Source organism: Mesorhizobium sp. IMUNJ 23232 (assembly GCF_044326205.1).
Taxonomy (GTDB): Bacteria; Pseudomonadota; Alphaproteobacteria; order Rhizobiales; family Rhizobiaceae; genus Kumtagia.
Genome location: NZ_JBIRCY010000160.1, coordinates 1 through 1,108, shown reverse-complemented (window position 1 = coordinate 1,108; position 1,108 = coordinate 1). Strand labels below are relative to the sequence as shown.

Below are 1,108 nucleotides of genomic sequence, written 5' to 3'. Positions count from 1 at the left end.
AGGGAATCGCCGACGCCGCAAGCGGCAAACTGTGGTCGGGCTACGCCCTCCCGCCGTTCCCCGCTTGCCGGCCCAAGTGGCCTACTTTTGCGCCGCCCAACGGCCTGGTTTTGCGCCGCCATTGACAACCGGGCCGATTTCCAGCCCGTCCCGAGCAGTCCTCGCATCGCGCAGGCTCTGGCATTCTTGCGGGATGCCAGCCTCATCAGTGATCAGGGTGTCACCCAACAGGGCCGAGCAGAAATGGCGGCGGCATGAGGTATTACGAGGCTTTCGGAGAAGGGGGATTTCATTCGGCGTTCATGACGACGTACGCGTTTGGAACGCTCGCGTTCGAGGACGTCCCTTTCCCCAAGCTACGCGGTGCAGGATGCAGGAACATCGTCGTCCTGGCCGACCGCGCGATGGTCAATCAGGCGTTTGCAGACTTCGGTCCACCGTCTTTCGCCGGCAGCAGCTACCATCTTATCAAGGCGAGTGCTCCCCGCGCGTTCCACCCAAAGATCACCGCCCTGATCGGGGAATCCAAGGGACGGCTATTTGTAGGATCAGCCAATCTCACCGCTCTTGGCCTAGCCGGTAACAAGGAGCAGATCGCCAGTATAGAGTACTCGAACGACAGGCCCGAGAACGCGCGGCTGTTTCGTAACGCGATCGCCTATATGCAGCGCTTCGTGCCGAAGGACGATCAGTGGTTTCCCACCAGTCTGGACCGGGCAAAGAGGTCGGCCGCCTGGTTGTATGACGACGGTGCGGATGCGGACGACATCTGGAATGGCGCTCCCGACCTAAATCTGCTTTTCGATCGTCCGGAAATTACCATTCTGGACCAAATCATTGCGTCGGTCGGTGATGATCGCATTGAGCGCCTGATCGTCGTTTCACCCTATTGGGACGACAGGCTCGAGGGGTTGGCCCGGTTGAGCGCCGCGTTCGGCGACCCTCCAACGGATGTACTTATCGACCCTGAAAACGGCTTTCTGTCAATCGGCGCGCAAAGTTGACCCCGGATCGGCGTCCAATTTTGACCCCCTTCGTGCAGTGCGCGAGGGTGAGCGCCCGACCGGGTGAAGCTGGTCGGGGTCGCGCAGCCCGGTCGGGCGCGTTG

Annotated in this window: 1 protein-coding gene; it reads left to right on the top strand. The window is 61.2% G+C overall.

What is annotated here, in order from left to right; all coding sequences use genetic code 11:
- Positions 1–254 precede the first annotated feature (254 nt).
- Positions 255–1,004 (top strand): phospholipase D family protein, encoded by a 750-nt coding sequence (locus ACH196_RS38095; protein ID WP_396651987.1) that lies wholly within the window; start codon positions 255–257, stop codon positions 1,002–1,004.
- The last annotated feature ends 104 nt before the right edge of the window (positions 1,005–1,108 follow it).

What these genes read in the sequence shown, in the direction of transcription:
- ACH196_RS38095 (WP_396651987.1), top strand. Translation starts at nt 255, where the DNA reads ATGAGGTATTACGAGGCTTTCGGAGAAGGGGGATTTCATTCGGCGTTC.